Genomic DNA, 15996 nt, shown 5'->3' with positions numbered 1-15996 from the left:
GAGGAGGCGCTGCGCCGCGATCCCGTCCGGGGTGCGGAGCGGGCCACCGCCCTGGAGCGGCTGGGCTGCTACCTCTGGGAGGCCGGGCAGACGGAGCGCAGCCGGGCCGCCTACGCCGAGGCCGCCGCGGCGCTCGAGCCGGAGGTGACGGCCTGCCACGCGCAGGTCTGGGGTGCCCAGGCGCGGGCCGCCTTCATCATGGCGGACTTCGAGGAGGCGATCCGGTTCGCCGACCGGTCGGTCACGGCCGCCCGCGAGCACGGGACCCGGGAAGTCCTCGCCGACGCCCTCACGACCCGCGGGACGGCGGGCGTGGTCGTCCACGACCCGACGGGCCTCGAGCAGCTGCGCGAGGGGGTGCGGCTGGCCCGCGACGTCGAGGACCGCGCCGTCCTGTGCCGCGCCTACGCCAACCTGATGGTGGCCTACGAGATCGGCGGCCACCCGGCGGAGGCGTGCGCCGCCGCCCTGGAGGGGCTGGCCCTGCTGCCGGAGTACGGGCTGGAGCTCGCCGTCGGGGCGGCGATGGCCTCGAACGCCGCGAACATGCTGACCCGCCGGGGGTACTACGAGCGCTGCGATGCGGTCCTCGCCGACCTGCTCGACGGGCGCGCGGTCCAGGGGCAGGCGCTGCACCTGCACATCGAGCGGGCCGAGCTGCGGCTGCGGATGGGTAACACCGCGGGGGCCCGGGCCAGCCTGGCGGCCGCGTCGCCGCTCGAGGCGTACGAGCCGCCGGTCGTCGCGGCGGTCGCGTGCGCGACCGCGGAGCTGCTGGCGCAGGAGGGGGATGCCGACGGCTCCTACCGGACCGTGGACGACGCCCTCCGCAAGCTGGCCGCCACGCAGGACACCCGCTTCCGCACCGAGCTGCTCGTGATCGCGCTGCGCGTCGAGGCCGACCGGCGTGCGCTGCCCGGCGGCGCCGACCGGCGGTCGGAGGAGCGCGTCGGGCGGATGGCTGCCGAGCTCGACGCCGTCGTCCCGGACTCCGACGACGACCTCGACCACTGCGCCAACCACCGCACCGCCCGGAACGAGCTGGGCCGTGCGCTGGGGACGGTCACCGCCGACGACTGGGCCGACGCCGTCCGGCTGTGGCGGTCCGCGGAGCGCCCGCGCGAGGAGGCCTACTGCCTGCTGCGGGAGGCGGAGTGCCACGCCGGCGCGAAACGGCGGGACCGTGCCGCAGCGGCGGCGAGGGCCGCGCGGGAGATCGCCGGCCGGATCGGCGCGACGCCGCTGGCGGCCGAGGTGGACGCGTTCGTGGCCCGCACCCGCCTCTCGGCGGCGCCGGTGCCACGGACTCCGGTCGAGGACCGGCCCTACGGGCTGACCGACCGGGAGCACGAGGTGCTGGCGCTGCTGGGCACGGGTGCGACCAACCGGCAGATCGCCCGGAAACTGTTCATCAGCGAGCGCACCGTGGGGGTACACGTGTCCCGCGTTCTGCATAAGCTGCAGGTCACCAACCGTGCGCAGGCCGCAGCTCTCGCGGTGAAGGTCGCCCGGTAGGAGCCGGCCCCGCTGCGGAAGGACGACCGATGTCGCCGTTCAGGCTCTCCCTGATCAACCCGGACAACGACGATCCGGACGAGACCGTGGAACTGGACGACGACGTCGTCACCGAGCTCAAGCAGGTCGTGGACTCGACTCCCGACCTCACGATGGGCGATGCCCTGCGCGAGGGTGTCCAGCACGTCGTCCGCGCCCGGCGGCGTCCCGAGCTCTAGGCGACGCGCAGGCTCGGCTCCAGCTGCGCCCGCAGGGCCTTCACCGCGCGGCCCCGCAGCGGGCCCAGGCTGCCCCGCGGGATGCCCAGCTCCAGGCTGAGCGCGTCGTAGGACTCCGGCTCGCGGAGCAGGGCGCGGACGATCCGCTGCTGGGTCTCCGGCAGGTTGCTGACGGCCCGGTCGAGGGCCGCGCGCAGCTCCCGGTCCATGAGGTCGGTTGCCATGTCGCGGTCGTCGGGCGCCACCTGGTCGGCGACGTCCTCGGTGGGGACGGCGCGCTGCTGGCCCCGGAGGATGGCGAGGGCCTCCCGGCGGGCCGTGGTCGACAGCCAGCCGGGCAGCGCCCGCGGGTCGTTGATCTTCGTGGCGTTGCGGAGCAGCAGCACCCAGGTGCGCTGCACGGCCTCGTCGACGTCGGCGTCGCTGCGCAGGACCACCCGCGCGGCGGAGCGGAGCAGTCCCTCGTAGCGCCGCACCGTCGCGTGCCAGGTGGCCTCGTCGCCGGCGGCCAGCTTCTCCAGCGGCCCCCGGTCGATGACGTCGGTGACGACCGTGGCGGGGGCTTCGGCGTAGGCGAGAACGGACATCGGATGGCTCCTTCGAGGACGTCTGTGAACGCCTCGAAGCCTCGTGAGATCGGCGTTTCGCCAAATCCGTCGGACGACGTATTCGCAGCTCCCGGAACTACGTACGTACGTCGTCGTGCATCCGTCGCGAGGAGTACGTACCTCCGTCCGGAGGAGGGCCGGAGGGGCTGCGCGGATGCACCGCTCGTGCCAGGGTCGTGGTCCCGGAGGGCGGACGACCAGGAGGAACCCGTGAGTGACCACGTGTACCGGTTGAGCGAGATCGTCGGGAGCAGCAGCACCAGCGTCGACGACGCCATCCGGACGGGGATCCGGAAGGCCGCGGAGACCGTCCGCAACATCGAGTGGTTCCAGACCGAGGAGATCCGCGGTCAGGTCGTCGACGGCGACGTGGCGTACTACCAGGTCCGCCTCAAGATCGGCTTCCGCGTCGACTGAGGCCCGTCCGGAGGCTCGCCCCGAGCGTGCGAGGGGTGAGAGGGACGGGGCCCTTTCTCAATCGAAGCTGCCGGCGCCGTCCTGTCGGTAGGGGGCCCGCCGCTCCACCCGCTCGCGCTCGGTCCGCTCGGCCCGGATGCGCGCCGCCGTCCCTGCCGGGTAGCCGGCCTTGGCGACCCGGTGCTCGATGGTCTCGGTCATGAAGGCGATCGAGAACATCAGCCCGAGCAGGAGACCGCCGGCGGCGGCCGAGAGCCGGTAGGCCAGCGGCACGGGGACGGCGAGGAGGCAGATCGCGACCACGGGCAGCATCTGGACGACGGACCGGGTCAGGTGCCGGACGATCCACGTGCGCCTGGTCGTGTCGGCCAGCACCCAGGGGGAGAGCTCGCGGGGGAGCCCGCCGCCGAGGGCGTACCAGACCCACTGCAGGGGTCCTGGTCGCTGCCTGTGCACCCCCCGACGGTAAGCCGGAAGAGTGCACCGTTGCCGTCGCGCCCGGGCGGGTGCAGACTCCCGGCACCGTTCGCGCAGGAGGTTCGTGTGCAGATCAGCCAGGTGCTCCGCCACAAGGGCCGCGAGGTCGCCACGATCGACGGCGGGGAGTCCGTGCGCAGTGCGCTCGCCATCCTCGCCGAGAAGGGGATCGGGGCGATCGTCGTCTCCGCCGACGGGCAGCGGATCGACGGCATCATCTCCGAGCGGGACGTCGCGCGCGGTCTGCACGACCACGGGGCGGGGCTGCTGGCCGAGCCGGTGGCCAGCGTGATGACGGCACAGGTCCACACCTGCTCGCCGAACGCCAGCGTGCACGAGCTCGCGCAGACGATGACCGACCACCGTGTCCGCCACGTGCCGGTCGTCGACGGGGGAGTCCTCGTCGGCATCGTGTCGATCGGCGACGTCGTGAAGGCCCGCCTCGACGAGCTCGAGGAGGAGCGCAAGCACATGGTCGAGTACATCCAGACGACATAGCCGACCCGGCGCGGCCGCGGTCGTGAGCCCGGCTCAGGATCCAGTGCCCGGAGCGGGCCGCCCCGGGCGTACGGTGCGGCCGTGGACGAGCGTCGCCTGGGAGTGCTCTCCGGGCTGGCGGCGTACTCGCTGTGGGGCCTGTTCCCGCTCTACTTCCCGCTCCTCAAGCCCGCCGGCGGGTTGGAGATCGTCGCCCACCGGGTGCTCTGGTCGCTGCTGTTCATCGGGCTGCTCCTGACGGCGGTCCGACGGTGGTCGCACGTGCGGGCGCTGGTGACCGACCGGAGGCGGCTGCTGGTGCTCACCGGGGCGGCGGTGCTCATCGCGGCCAACTGGCTCGTCTTCGTCTACGGGGTGAACTCCGGGCACGTGGTCGAGACCTCGCTCGGTTACTTCATCAACCCGCTGGTCAGCGTCGTGCTCGGCGTCCTCGTGTTCAGCGAGCGCCTACGGCCCCTCCAGTGGGGAGCGGTGGGCATCGCCGCGGTGGCCGTCGCCGTCCTGACCGTCGACTACGGCCGGCCGCCCTGGATCGCCCTGACGCTGGCCCTGACCTTCGCCCTCTACGGGCTGATGAAGAAGATCGTCCGCGTCGAGGCGGCACCGGGCCTGTTCGTCGAGACGCTCCTGGTGGCGGCGCCGGCGATCGTCGTGCTCGCCGTGTTGCACGGCGACGGCGGGGGGACGTTCGGCCACGCGGGTGCCGGTCACGCCGCGCTCCTGGTCGGGTCCGGCGTCGCGACGGCGATCCCGCTGCTGCTGTTCGCGGCCGCCGCCCGGCGGATCCCGCTGTCGACGGTCGGACTCCTGCAGTACCTCACGCCCCTGATGCAGTTGGCGATCGGCGTCTTCGTCTACGAGGAGCCCATGCCGCCCGTACGGCTGGCCGGTTTCGCCATCGTCTGGGTCGCCCTGGCGGTGTTCACGGCCGACATGCTGCGACACGCCCGGGCGACGAGTCGCCCTCCCTCGGCCGAGACGGTTCCGGCCGGTCTCTGAGGGACGCCGGACGGCTGTCCCCGGGCGCTCGTGCCGGCGGCCGGAAACGTCGGTACCCCCGGCTACGGTCGGCCCTGAGCTCCGGCGGGCACCGCGGGAGCCAGGCACGGCAGGAGAACGACGACGCATGACCGACGACCTACCCCCCGTGGTCTCCCCGCCCCGGGTCGAGGGGTCCGGGGAGGTCTCCATGCAGGTCCCGGCCCCGGGGCTGTCCCGCCGGGAGCACGACATGCTGACGTTCGAGCGGCACTGGTGGCGGCAGGCCGGCGCCAAGGAGACGGCGATCCGCGACCGCTTCGGGGTGACCCCGACGCGGTACTACCAGGTGCTCAACGCGCTGGTCGACCGGCCGGACGCGCTGGCCCTCGATCCGCTGCTCGTCCGGCGCCTCCGACGGCTGCGACTCGCGCGGCAACGAACACGTTCGTCCCAGGGTCCTGTCCAATGAGAGTTACACCGGTTAGATTTACTCACCGTGGGCAGGCACGGCGATTCAGACAGTGACGGTCGGGACTGGGGGCGCCCCCCGGTGGCTGCCGGACGCCGCCGGACGGACGTCCCTGACGCCCTTTGGCGAGGGCCGGCCGCGGACCTGAACGACCACCCGACCTCCCGCGGCCGTGACCGGTCCGACGACGTCGCACGTCGTCCCGCCCGTCCCGTCCCGGCCGACGCCCGGCAGCTGTCCCGCTCGCGACTTCCGCTGCCCCCCGTCCCGGCTCCCGCACGCTCCGCCGCGCGCCCCTCCGCTGCGCCGGCGGCCTCCCCCGTCGGCCCCCTGACCACGGCGGCTCCCTTCCAGGCCGTCCCGTCGCCGGAGCCCCTCGCCATGGCCGTGGACGACGTCAGGCCCTCGCCGATCGCCGCCCAGATGGCCTCTGCTCCCGCCGCGCCCCCGGTCGAGCGCCGCAAGCGCCCCCGTTCGGGCGCCTCCGTCCCGGAGCGCCCCCGCAGCGCCTGGCACGAGTCGGAGTCCGCCTTCGTCTCCACCGGTGGGTCCGGCCTGCGCTCGTCCGGCTCGTCCCCCCGCCTCCCGCGCCAGACGACGGCGGCCGGCTCCTCGGCGCCCGCCTACGGCGACTGGACCAAGCCCTCGCGTTCCGGCGAGATCCCCGCGCTGGACGAGGCGCCGATGGGTCCTGACGCCTTCGACGTCGCGCCCGGCACGACCGCGATCCCCGAGCGCCCCGTCTCCCGCCGCCGCGGCAACGCCGTCGTCCCGGCCGACGGTTACGACGACGAGTCCGACGTCGAGATGACCGCCGTCCGCGGCCCCGCGACCGGCCCGGCCGTGGGCGGCCGTGCCGCCGTCCGTGCCGAGCGCCAGGCCGCCGACGCCGCCCGCCGCAAGGCGCAGAAGCAGCGGGGCTCCGCCGTCGCGGTGCTCGAGGAGGAAGAGGGCGGACGACGGTCCCACCGCGTCATCAAGGGTCTGGTGGCCATGACCATCGTCGCCCTGGGTGTGCTCGGCGTGTACACGGTCGTCTCGCCGCAGACCACCGACGCGGCGTCGAACAGCCCGCTGAGCTCCGACGCCGCCCCGCCGACCGTTCCCACCACCGACGCACTTCCCGACCTGCCGACCACGCCCGTCGAGATCGAGCCGCCCGTCGCCGCAGCACCCGTCCGGGTCCCGGTCACGGTCCTCAACTCCACCGAGGTCAACGGCCTGGCCGCCAAGATCTCGGAGACCATCGTCGGCGCCGGCTGGGAGTCGCCGGGCGTCGGCGCGTACACCGCCGGTGACGTCGCCGCCTCCACCGTGTTCTTCACCGAGGGCGACGAGAACCAGCGGCAGGCCGCGCTGCAGCTGATCGAGCAGTTCCCGCAGCTGCAGGGCCCGACCCCCCGCTTCTTCGAGCTCCCGGCCGAGGTCGTGGCGCCGGGTCTCGTCGTCGTCGCCGCCGGCGACTGGCAGCCCTGATCCTCCGCCGGGGAGGCTGACTCCTCGGCAGCGGAACATGTCCCGGCCGCCGTCCGTTGGCCGCTTCGTGCGTCCCTCCCGCGGGCACGTGCGTCCCCGCCCGCGCCCCGGCGCTCGCCGGACGCTCGCTGCCCTGCTCCCGCTGCTGCTCTCGTGCGGCCTGCTCGCGGTCGCCCCCTCGGCGGCGGCCGCCGAGGACGTCGCCACCGAGGAGGCCCGGGTCGAGTCGGGCTCCGGCGCCGACGCCGTCGAGCTGGACACGACCCTGTACCTCCCGGGCGGCGAGGACCCGGCCCCCGCGGTGGTCCTCGCACACGGCTTCGGCGGCAGCAAGGACTCGGTGGCCGACGACGCCCGCGACCTGGCCGGGCGCGGCTACGTCGTCCTCACCTACTCCGCCCGCGGCTTCGGCGAGAGCACCGGGCAGATCGGGCTGAACGACCCGCGCTACGAGATCGCCGACCTCTCCACGCTGATCGACCTGCTGGCCGACCGCGACGAGGTCGAGCTCGACGACGACGGGGACCCGCGGGTCGGGGTGGCCGGCGGCTCCTACGGCGGCGCGCTGGCGCTGCTGGGTGCGGCCTACGACGACCGGGTCGACGCCATCGCGCCGCAGATCACCTGGAACTCGCTGACCGCGGCCCTCTTCCCCTCCCAGACCGGTGACACCGACGGCGCCGAGACCGTCGCCGCGACGCCTCAGGCCGCGGCGACCGGGGTCTACAAGCGGCTGTGGTCGGGGCTGTTCTTCGGCGTCGGCTCCGTGCCGACCGGCGGCCTCCTCGACGCCCTCGGGGGCACCGGGAACGGGGACGACGCCCCGTCGAACGGCGCCAGCCTCGAGGGCCTCGACCCGGGATCCCTCGACCCGGCGGTGGTGGAGCAGGCACTGACCTGCGGCCGGTTCCGCGCCGACATCTGCGCGGCCTACCAGACCGCCGCGGCGACGGGCACGCTCACACCGGAGATCGCCGGCGTCCTCGACCGCAGCAGCCCGGCCGGCGTCCTCGACCGGATCGAGGCGCCGACCCTGCTCGTCCAGGGCACGCAGGACTCGCTGTTCGGCCTCGGCCAGGCCGACGCCAACGCCCGGGGCATCGCCGCCGACGGCACCCCCGTGAAGGTCGTCTGGTTCAACGGTGGCCACGACTCCCCGGCCTCGGACCGGGTCACCGGGGACCTGCGGGAGCAGGTCGCGGGCTGGTTCGACTTCCACCTCCGCGGCCAGGGCGAGGACCCGGGCACCGGCTTCCAGTTCCCGGCGCCCACCGGGATCGCAGCGACCGGCGGGGTCGGCGTGCAGGGCGGCAACCAGACGGTCGTCACCGGCAACTACCCGGGTCTGGCGGGCGAGGAGCCCGCCGAGCGCGGCGTGGTCGCGCTCTCGGGCCCGATCCAGCCCGTCGTGACCCCGGCCGGCGGCACGCCGGCCGCGCTCACCACGGTGCCCGGGCTCGGCGCGCTGACCGCCGCACTGGGCGGGACGACGCTGGAGATCCCCGGCCAGTTCGCCGCCTTCGAGAGCGAACCCCTGGACGACGCGGTCGAGGTGGTCGGCGCACCCACGGTCGAGATCGCGGTGGCTGCCCCCGCGGGGTCGGCCACGCTGTTCGCCAAGCTCTACGACGTCGGGCCCGGTGGCGGGACGACGCTGCCCGGCGGGCTGGTCGCGCCACTGGCACTGACCGGGCTGTCGACCGATCCGACCGACCCGACGCCGGTCGAGATCACGCTGCCCGGGATCGTGCACCGCTTCGAGGCCGGCCACACCATGCGGCTGGTGGTCTCCTCGACCGACCAGGCCTTCGCGCTGCCCGCCGAGTCGGCGGTCTACTCGGTCGGGCTCACCGGCGGCGGTCTCGCCGCGGGGGCGGCGGACCTCGCGGTGCCGCAGGTCGGGGGCCGCACCCAGACCGAGGCGGGCACCTCCCAGTGGTGGGTGCTGCTCGGGGTGCTGGTGGGCCTCGGGCTGCTCGGGTGGCTCGTGGCGGTCCTCTGGGGACGTCGCCGGCGCCGGCGGGTCTCCGCGGTGGAGCCGGACGGCGAGGACGTGCCGCTGCGCTTCGAGGGCGTCAGCAAGGCGTACAAGGACGGCTTCGTCGCCGTCCGGGACCTGTCCTTCGAGGTACGGCGCGGCCAGGTGCTCGGGCTGCTCGGTCCGAACGGTGCCGGCAAGACCACCTCGCTGCGGATGCTCATGGGCCTCATCCGGCCGACCGAGGGACGGATCAGCGTCTTCGGACACGCGGCCGGCCCCGGGGCGCCGGTCCTGTCCCGCCTCGGCTCCTTCGTCGAGGGCACGGGCCTGCAGCCGCACCTCTCGGGGCGCGACAACCTCACGCTGTACTGGGCGGCCACCGGACGCCCGGCTGCGGACGCGCACATGGAGGAGGCCATCGCGGTGGCCGGCCTCGGCTCCGCGATCGACCGGCCGGTGCGCCGCTACAGCCAGGGCATGCGCCAGCGGGTCGCGATCGCGCAGGCCATGCTCGGGCTGCCCGACCTGCTGGTGCTCGACGAACCGACCAACGGGCTGGACCCGCCGCAGATCCACGCGATGCGCGAGGTGCTGCGCTCCTACGCGGCGACAGGTCGCACGGTCATCGTCTCCAGCCACCTGCTCAGCGAGATCGAGCAGACCTGCAGCCACGTGGTCGTCATGGCCAAGGGGCAGAAGATCGCACAGGGCACGGTGGAGGAGATCGTCGGCACCGGAGGTGCGGTGTCGATCGGGCTGGTCGACGACAACGACATGGACCGCGCCATCGCCGTCCTGGAGGGGTTGCCCGGCGTCACCGCCGAGCGCACCGACGAGGGGCTCGTGGCCGACCTGGACGGCTACGGCCGGGCGGCGGCCCTGCAGGCGCTCGTGGGAGCCGGCATCGAGGTCGACCAGTTCACGCCGCGACGACGGCTCGAAGACGCCTTCCTGGCCCTGGTGGGGGAATCATGACGACGGAGTCGGCCGCGAAGTCGGCGTTCAGCGCGCCCCGCGACACCGCGCACGTGCAGCCGACCGGCGCCGTGGGCGGCTACCGGCCGGAGCGGACGCTGCGGCTGTCGGTGGAGCTGCGCCGGCAGTTCAAGCGCCGCCGCACCATCGGCGTCGTCGCGCTGATGGTCGCCCTCCCGCTGATCCTCATCGGCGCCCTGCAGCTCGGGGCGAGCGAGGAGGCGGCCGAGAACAACCGGATCAACCTGGTCGACGTCGCCACGTCCAGCGGGCTGAACTTCACGCTGTTCGTGCTCTTCGCGACCACGGGCTTCTTCCTGGTCGTCGTCTACGCGCTCTGCTTCGGCGACACCGTGGCCAGCGAGGCGCAGTGGGGGTCGCTGCGGTACACGCTCGCGACTCCGGTCCCGCGCATGCGGCTGCTGCGCCAGAAGTTCTACGCGGCGCTGGTGCTGTCGGTCGGGGCGCTGGTCACGCTGGCGACGGTGGCGGTCGTGGCCGGTGGCATCGCATTCGGCTTCGAGGACATCCAGACGCCGGTCGGGGTGACCCTCGGCCAGGGCGAGGGCCTGCTGCGGCTCGCCGGGATGCTCGGCTACCTCGCCGTCCACCTGCTGGTGGTCGGCACGCTGGCCTTCTGGTTCTCCACGATCACCGACGCACCGCTGGCCGCCGTGGGCGGCGCCGTCTTCACGATGTTCGTCTTCGCCATCCTCGACCAGGTCGAGCAGCTGGGCGCGATCCGCGACTGGTTCCCGACCGCCGAGGAGTTCGCCTGGACCGACCTGCTGCAGACCCCGGTCGACTCCGCCGACCTCTACCGCGGGGTGATCCAGTCGCTGGTCTACTCGGCGATCTTCACGTTCCTCGCCTTCCGGCACTTCGCCCGGCGCGACGTCACCAGCTGACGGAAGGACCCCGTCCTCCCCACCCCTGCAAGCTCGGGGCGGTGCCCCTGGACGGGGCCGGTGTCCCGGAACCTGATGACGGCGCGATCGGCCGTGACCCACTCCAGCAGGCCCGACGGGTCCTCGAAGCGGAAGTCGGCGGCGTCGTCCCGCACCTTCGCGCCCCGGTCGAGGATCAGCTGCAGTCGGTTCCCGGGTTGCAGACGGAAGGTCACGCGGTCGACGCCGCCGTAGCAGAAGCTGGGCGCGTTCCACTTCACGTGCTCGCTGATCCCGTCGTCCGCCTCCAGGATCGCGGCGCGCAGCCGCTCGATGCCAGCCGTCAGCGGGTGGTCCAGGGCGGCCACGAAGCCGTCGACGTCGTCCGCACGGCGTGGCATCCCGGTCATCCCTCCCGGACGCTGGCGAGCACGGCCTGCGCCCAGCCCTCGCCCATGGGGGCATCGGTCACCGACGCATTGGGGACAGCCCCCAGCAGGCCGGCCATCCCGTCCACGGCCGCGCCGTTCGCGGTGATGAACAGCCTGCCGACCGCGGGCGCCATGTCCAGGTCGCTGACGCTGTCACCGATCGCCACGGCGTCGTCAGGGGTGAGGCCCCGCCGTTCGAGGTCCCAGGCGACGGCTGCGCCCTTGGAGATGCCGCGCGGCATCAGGTGGTAGACCCGCGGCGGCAGCGGGTCGTCGTCCAGGGTCATCCGGGACGTCGCCGGGATGGCGCCGTTGTCCTTGAGGGTGAGCCAGCCGGCGCCCCGCTCGGCGAGCCAGGCGTCGACGGAGAGCGGGTCCACCCGCCCACGGAGGAGGGCGTCGGTGGTGTGCGTGGCGTGCCACGGCGCGTGCCACTCCAGCCGGCCCGGGTGCTCGGCGATGAGCCGCTCGACGATCCCCAGTTCGGCCATCACGTCCATCGGCGCCCGGCCGTCGTACTCGGCAGGCAGGGCGCCGGTGAGCCGATGGGTGCCCCGACCGGCGTCCCAGGTGATCGTGGCGCCCAGCTCCGCGATGGCGCCGTCCGCGGCGAAGATGCGGGCCGCCTCGACGACCTGCTCGAGCGTCCGGCCGCTGACCAGCACCAACGGCACCTCGGCCTCGTGGAGGGCCAGCAGCGCGGCGGCGGGATCGGCGGTCAGATCGCGACGGGCGGTGTGCCAGAAAGAGCCCCGCGGGCCGACCATCGTGCCGTCGAGGTCGGTGTAGACGATGCGGGTGGTCACATCTCACATCCTGGCCAGCGGCAGGCGTCGAACCGGCACTGGGTAGAGTTCACGGCGTTCCACTCATCCAGAGGGGCAGAGGGACACGGCCCGATGAAGCCCCGGCAACCGCCGCCCGTCGCACAGCTGCGACAGGCGGGAGGTGCCAATTCCGTCCCGCGCGGCTCGACGGCCCGGTGCGGGGAAGATGAGGAGGTAGTCGTCGCATGACTCTGACCGATCCCAGCACCACCGAGGTGAGCGCAGCGGCCCAGGCGGACCCATCCGCCGGTGGCCCCGTTCCTGCCTGTCCCGCGCGCGGCCTGGTGTGCCGCAACTGCGGGGCGACGTTCGGACTGATCGCCGAGCACGCCTGTGCCGAGTGCTTCGGCCCGCTCGAGGTCGACTACGACCCCGAGCTGATGAAGGCCGTGACCCGCGAGCAGATCGAGGCGGGCCCGCACAACATCTGGCGCTACGCCGGGCTGCTGCCCGTGGGGCAGGACCCGGCCGACCGGGTCAGCCTCGACCCCGGCCTGACGCCGCTGGTGCGCGCCGACCGGCTGGCCGCCGAGCTCGGCATCACCGGCGGGCTCTGGGTGAAGGACGACTCGGCCAATCCCACGCACTCCTTCAAGGACCGCGTCGTGTCGCTGGCCGCCACGGCGGCCAAGGGCCTGGGCTACACGAGGATCGCGGCCGCCTCGACGGGCAACCTCGCGAACTCGGTGGCCGCGCACGCCGCCCGCGTCGGCATCCCGTCCTTCGTGTTCATCCCGAGCGACCTGGAGCCGGGCAAGGTCGTGCAGTCGGCGGTCTACGGCCAGACCCTGGTCGCCGTCGACGGCTCCTACGACGACGTCAACCGCCTCACCAGCGAGCTGGCCGAGACCGACGAGTTCGAGGACACCGCCTTCGTCAACCAGAACGTCCGGCCGTACTACGCCGAGGGTTCCAAGACGATGGGCTACGAGATCGCCGAGCAGCTCGGCTGGCGGATCCCGGCCCAGGTCGTCATCCCGATGGCGTCCGGGTCGCTGCTGACCAAGGTGGACAAGGCGTTCCGCGAGCTCACCGCCGCCGGCATCGTCGAGGCCACCGAGTGGACGATCTTCGGTGCCCAGTCCGCGGGGTGCGACCCGATCGCCACCGCCTTCGAGCAGGGCTGGGACGTCGTCCAGCCGGTGAAGCCCTTCGGCATCGCGAAGTCGCTGAACATCGGCAACCCGGCCGACGGCCCGTACGCCCTCGACGCCATCCGCCGCACCGGCGGTTCGGTCGGCCGCGTCGGGGACGACGAGATCGTGCAGGGGATCCGGGACCTGGCGCGGACCACCGGCGTCTTCGCCGAGACGGCAGGCGGCGTGACGGTCGCGGTGCTCCGCCAGCTGGTGGAGAACGGCCGGCTCGACCCGTCGAAGGAGACCGTCGTCCTCAACACCGGGGAGGGCCTGAAGACGCTCGACCCGCTCGAGCCGGTCGTCGGCCCCACCCACCGGGTGGAGCCGTCGCTGAAGTCGGCGCGAGCGGCCGGCCTCATCGGCTGACGCCAGGGACCCGGATCGGCGGCCGACCCGTCGCCCGATCCGGCAACAGTCCGGCGTCGAAGTACCGCCACCGGGCATTTCCTGATGTACGTTCTCGCGCGGTTCCAGTTCCATGTTCGTGTTCGAGCGGGCGGAAGAGCTAGACCCGGTTCCCCGATCCAGAGGGACCGTCCGTACGCACGAACGTGGGAGCACACGTGGCACAGGGCACCGTGAAGTGGTTCAACGCCGAGAAGGGCTTCGGCTTCATCGCCGTCGACGGCGGCCAGGACGTCTTCGTCCACTACTCGGCCATCCAGATGGACGGGTACAAGAACCTCGAAGAGGGCCAGCGGGTCAACTTCGAGGTCGTCCAGGGCGCCAAGGGCCCCCAGGCGGACCAGGTCACCGCGGCCTGAACCCAGCAGTCAGCACCGGCACAGGCCCGGTTCCCCGCACGGGGGACCGGGCCTGCGTCGTCCCGTCGTAGCCGCGGGAACAGCGGGCGGTCACCCCCCGTTCTTGCACTCGCAGGGGTCGAGTGCCAGACTCGTTTCTGGCACTCGGGGCTCCTGAGTGCCAATCAGGTCGGAACGGTGAGGTACCGGTCCGTGGGCCGAAGGAGCGCCCACGTGCCCGGTGTCGTCCGTCGCGGGCACCAACCCGGCCGTGCAGCGATCAAATGCATGGAGGACATCACCACATGGCCAAGATGATCGCGTTCGACGAAGAGGCGCGCCGTGGCCTCGAGCGAGGGATGAACACCCTCGCCGACGCCGTCAAGGTGACGCTCGGCCCCAAGGGCCGCAACGTCGTACTCGAGAAGAAGTGGGGCGCCCCCACCATCACCAACGATGGTGTGAGCATCGCCAAGGAGATCGAGCTCGAGGACCCGTGGGAGAAGATCGGGGCCGAGCTCGTCAAGGAGGTCGCGAAGAAGACCGACGACGTCGCGGGTGACGGCACCACCACCGCCACCGTGCTGGCCCAGGCGCTCGTGCGCGAGGGTCTGCGCAACGTCGCCGCCGGCGCGAACCCGATGGCCCTGAAGAAGGGCATCGAGAAGGCCGTCGAGGCCGTCAGCGAGTACCTCCTCTCGACCGCCAAGGACGTCGAGACCAAGGAGCAGATCGCCGCCACCGCCTCGATCTCCGCCGCCGACCCCGCCATCGGTGAGCTCATCGCCGAGGCCATGGACAAGGTCGGCAAGGAAGGTGTCATCACCGTCGAGGAGAGCAACACCTTCGGCCTCGAGCTCGAGCTCACCGAGGGCATGCGCTTCGACAAGGGTCATCTGTCGGCGTACTTCGTGACCGACCCCGAGCGCATGGAGACCGTGCTCGACGACCCGTACATCCTGGTCGTCAACAGCAAGATCAGCTCCGTCAAGGACCTGCTCCCGCTGCTCGAGAAGGTCATGCAGTCGGGCAAGCCGCTGGCGATCATCGCCGAGGACGTCGAGGGTGAGGCCCTCGCGACCCTGGTGGTCAACAAGATCCGCGGCACCTTCAAGTCCGTCGCCGTCAAGGCGCCGGGCTTCGGTGACCGCCGCAAGGCCATGCTGGCCGACATCGCCATCCTCACTGGTGGTCAGGTCGTCAGCGAGGAGGTCGGTCTCAAGCTCGAGAACGCCGACCTGTCCCTCCTGGGCCGCGCGCGCAAGTTCGTCACCACCAAGGACGAGACGACGATCATCGAGGGTGCGGGTGACGCCGACCAGATCACCGGTCGCGTCAACCAGATCCGCGCCGAGATCGAGAAGTCGGACTCCGACTACGACCGCGAGAAGCTGCAGGAGCGCCTGGCCAAGCTGGCCGGTGGCGTCGCCGTCATCAAGGCCGGCGCCGCGACGGAGGTCGAGCTCAAGGAGCGCAAGCACCGCATCGAGGACGCGGTGCGCAACGCCAAGGCCGCCGTCGAGGAGGGGATCGTCGCCGGTGGTGGCGTCGCTCTCGCGCAGGCGACCACTGTCGCGTTCGAGAAGCTCGAGCTCGACGGTGACGAGGCGACCGGTGCCAACATCGTGCGCGTCGCGCTCGAGGCGCCGCTGAAGCAGATCGCGATCAACGCCGGCCTCGAGGGTGGCGTCGTCGCGGAGAAGGTCCGCAACTCCGAGACCGGCTGGGGCCTCAACGCCGCCACCGGCGAGTACGTGGACCTCGTCGCCAGCGGGATCATCGACCCCGCCAAGGTGACCCGCTCGGCGCTGCAGAACGCCGCCTCCATCGCGGCGCTCTTCCTCACCACCGAGGCCGTCATCGCCGACAAGCCGGAGAAGAACGCTCCGGCCATGCCCGGCGGCGACGGCGGCATGGGCGGCATGGACTTCTGAGTCCCGCCACCCGCATCGTGTGACACCAGCACTGCCCGGCAGGGGCGGTCCGCTTCGGCGGGCCGCCCCTGTCGGCATCTCCGGGAGGCGATACCGACAGCAACTTCGGGAAGTTGCGGCTGCGGCCCTCACTCCGGCGAGAAGACGCAGAACTCGTTGCCCTCGGGGTCGGCGAGCACGTCCCACTCGATGGCGTAGTCGGGGGTGGTGTCGACGTCCCGGGGCCGGATCAGCGTGGCGCCCGCGGTGAGCAGCGCCTGGGTGTCGCCGATGACGTCGAAGTGCATGCGGTTCTTCGCGACCTTGGGCTCGGGCACGGCACGATCCACATCAGCGGTCCGGCCCCCGACGGGTCGACGATCGGCAGGGGTTGGTTTTCAGTCGGCGAGCGTCTGGTGGTCGCGGGCGTCGAGGCAGAGG

General features: G+C 72.7%; 17 protein-coding genes and 1 riboswitch. Of the genes, 12 read left to right on the top strand and 5 right to left on the bottom strand.

Annotated elements, in window-relative coordinates; genetic code table 11:
• Together E4P40_RS28890 and E4P40_RS09770 are read left to right on the top strand one after the other, a co-directional pair.
• Positions 1 to 1515: helix-turn-helix transcriptional regulator (locus E4P40_RS28890; protein WP_135158425.1), on the top strand; the 1515-nt coding region annotated here is incomplete at its 5' end.
• A gap of 29 nt (positions 1516 to 1544) precedes the next feature.
• Positions 1545 to 1733 (top strand): hypothetical protein, encoded by a 189-nt coding sequence (locus E4P40_RS09770; RefSeq protein WP_135158426.1) that lies wholly within the window; start codon positions 1545 to 1547, stop codon positions 1731 to 1733.
• Here E4P40_RS09770 and E4P40_RS09765 read toward each other — a convergent pair.
• The gene (locus tag E4P40_RS09765; protein WP_135158427.1) at positions 1730 to 2320 is read right to left on the bottom strand and encodes a sigma-70 family RNA polymerase sigma factor; all 591 of its coding nucleotides are present in this window, start codon (positions 2318 to 2320) and stop codon (positions 1730 to 1732) included. The genes E4P40_RS09770 and E4P40_RS09765 overlap by 4 nt on opposite strands.
• Before the next feature lie 231 nt (positions 2321 to 2551).
• Here E4P40_RS09765 and E4P40_RS09760 point away from each other — a divergent pair, with 231 nt between their 5' ends.
• Positions 2552 to 2758, top strand: coding sequence for a dodecin (locus E4P40_RS09760; protein WP_135158428.1), 207 nt, complete (start codon positions 2552 to 2554; stop codon positions 2756 to 2758).
• Between the two features lie 57 nt (positions 2759 to 2815).
• Here E4P40_RS09760 and E4P40_RS09755 read toward each other — a convergent pair whose 3' ends face one another.
• Positions 2816 to 3214, bottom strand: coding sequence for a DUF5313 family protein (locus E4P40_RS09755; RefSeq protein ID WP_135158429.1), 399 nt, complete (start codon positions 3212 to 3214; stop codon positions 2816 to 2818).
• 87 nt (positions 3215 to 3301) lie between these two features.
• Between E4P40_RS09755 and E4P40_RS09750 the strand changes: the two genes are divergently transcribed.
• The 6 genes from E4P40_RS09750 (at position 3302) to E4P40_RS09725 (ending at position 10523) form a co-directional block, all read left to right on the top strand.
• The gene (locus E4P40_RS09750) at positions 3302 to 3733 is read left to right on the top strand and encodes a CBS domain-containing protein (RefSeq protein WP_135158430.1); all 432 of its coding nucleotides are present in this window, start codon (positions 3302 to 3304) and stop codon (positions 3731 to 3733) included.
• Between the two features lie 81 nt (positions 3734 to 3814).
• Positions 3815 to 4732 (top strand): EamA family transporter RarD, encoded by a 918-nt coding sequence (gene rarD / locus E4P40_RS09745; RefSeq protein WP_135158431.1) that lies wholly within the window; start codon positions 3815 to 3817, stop codon positions 4730 to 4732.
• A gap of 127 nt (positions 4733 to 4859) precedes the next feature.
• Complete coding sequence (locus E4P40_RS09740) at positions 4860 to 5183, top strand: DUF3263 domain-containing protein (RefSeq protein ID WP_135158432.1); 324 nt, start codon at positions 4860 to 4862, stop codon at positions 5181 to 5183.
• A gap of 381 nt (positions 5184 to 5564) precedes the next feature.
• Positions 5565 to 6659 (top strand): LytR C-terminal domain-containing protein, encoded by a 1095-nt coding sequence (locus E4P40_RS09735; protein WP_135158433.1) that lies wholly within the window; start codon positions 5565 to 5567, stop codon positions 6657 to 6659.
• An 88-nt stretch (positions 6660 to 6747) separates the two neighbouring features.
• Positions 6748 to 9615, top strand: a complete 2868-nt coding sequence (locus E4P40_RS09730; protein WP_245160232.1) for an alpha/beta fold hydrolase — start codon at positions 6748 to 6750, stop codon at positions 9613 to 9615.
• A complete protein-coding gene (locus E4P40_RS09725; RefSeq protein WP_135158435.1) occupies positions 9612 to 10523 on the top strand; it encodes an ABC transporter permease subunit in 912 nt (303 codons plus the stop codon). Before E4P40_RS09730 ends, E4P40_RS09725 begins: the two co-directional genes overlap by 4 nt.
• Here E4P40_RS09725 and E4P40_RS09720 read toward each other — a convergent pair.
• Together E4P40_RS09720 and E4P40_RS09715 are read right to left on the bottom strand one after the other, a co-directional pair.
• Complete coding sequence (locus E4P40_RS09720; protein WP_135158436.1) at positions 10460 to 10903, bottom strand: DUF1801 domain-containing protein; 444 nt, start codon at positions 10901 to 10903, stop codon at positions 10460 to 10462. The genes E4P40_RS09725 and E4P40_RS09720 overlap by 64 nt on opposite strands.
• 5 nt (positions 10904 to 10908) lie before the next feature.
• Positions 10909 to 11739, bottom strand: a complete 831-nt coding sequence (locus E4P40_RS09715; RefSeq protein WP_135158437.1) for an HAD hydrolase family protein — start codon at positions 11737 to 11739, stop codon at positions 10909 to 10911.
• A 60-nt stretch (positions 11740 to 11799) separates the two neighbouring features.
• A riboswitch (SAM riboswitch) is annotated at positions 11800 to 11933 on the top strand.
• A gap of 12 nt (positions 11934 to 11945) precedes the next feature.
• Here E4P40_RS09715 and thrC point away from each other — a divergent pair.
• The 3 genes from thrC (at position 11946) to groL (ending at position 15576) form a co-directional block, all read left to right on the top strand.
• A complete protein-coding gene (thrC, locus tag E4P40_RS09710) occupies positions 11946 to 13265 on the top strand; it encodes a threonine synthase (RefSeq protein ID WP_209305241.1) in 1320 nt (439 codons plus the stop codon).
• Between the two features lie 197 nt (positions 13266 to 13462).
• The gene (locus E4P40_RS09705) at positions 13463 to 13663 is read left to right on the top strand and encodes a cold-shock protein (RefSeq protein ID WP_135158438.1); all 201 of its coding nucleotides are present in this window, start codon (positions 13463 to 13465) and stop codon (positions 13661 to 13663) included.
• Between the two features lie 284 nt (positions 13664 to 13947).
• On the top strand, positions 13948 to 15576 hold the full coding sequence (gene groL, locus E4P40_RS09700) for a chaperonin GroEL (RefSeq protein ID WP_135158439.1): 1629 nt from the start codon (positions 13948 to 13950) through the stop codon (positions 15574 to 15576).
• Between the two features lie 128 nt (positions 15577 to 15704).
• Here groL and E4P40_RS28885 read toward each other — a convergent pair whose 3' ends face one another.
• On the bottom strand, positions 15705 to 15893 hold the full coding sequence (locus E4P40_RS28885) for a VOC family protein (protein WP_245160233.1): 189 nt from the start codon (positions 15891 to 15893) through the stop codon (positions 15705 to 15707).
• Between the last annotated feature and the right edge of the window lie 103 nt (positions 15894 to 15996).

The sequence above is a fragment of the Blastococcus sp. CT_GayMR20 genome, from assembly GCF_004570345.1.
The sequence above is the reverse complement of the archived record's forward strand: the minus strand, read 5'-3'. Positions and strand labels throughout refer to the sequence as shown.